Origin of the sequence: Streptomyces sp. NRRL F-2664 (assembly GCF_000719345.1) — a bacterium.
Lineage (GTDB): Bacteria > Actinomycetota > Actinomycetes > Streptomycetales > Streptomycetaceae > Streptomyces.
Genome location: NZ_JOFX01000550.1, coordinates 1 through 259, shown reverse-complemented (window position 1 = coordinate 259; position 259 = coordinate 1). Strand labels below are relative to the sequence as shown.

Sequence of the window (259 nt, the reverse complement as noted above, 5' to 3'; positions counted from 1 at the left end):
GGAAGGCGCCCGCGACGACGCGGACGCCAAGAAGAACACCCTCATCACCTACACCTACGACAGCGAGGGCCGGCTGGCCTCGGTCGCCTACCCCGACGGGAAGGCTGTCTCCCGCACCTACGACCAGCACGGGCAGCTGGTATCGGCCACGGATGCCGCAGGGGCGGTCACCGCCTACACCTACAATCCCGACGGCAGTCTGAAGGCCGCGGTGCAGAAGACTGCGGACGGGCAGACCGCCTCCGCCGCCTACACCTAC

Annotated in this window: 1 protein-coding gene; it reads left to right on the top strand. The window is 68.7% G+C overall.

The features are described 5' to 3' along the window. The coding region (locus tag IF89_RS40210) for an RHS repeat domain-containing protein (RefSeq protein WP_043195175.1) at nt 1-259 on the top strand (259 nt) is incomplete at both ends.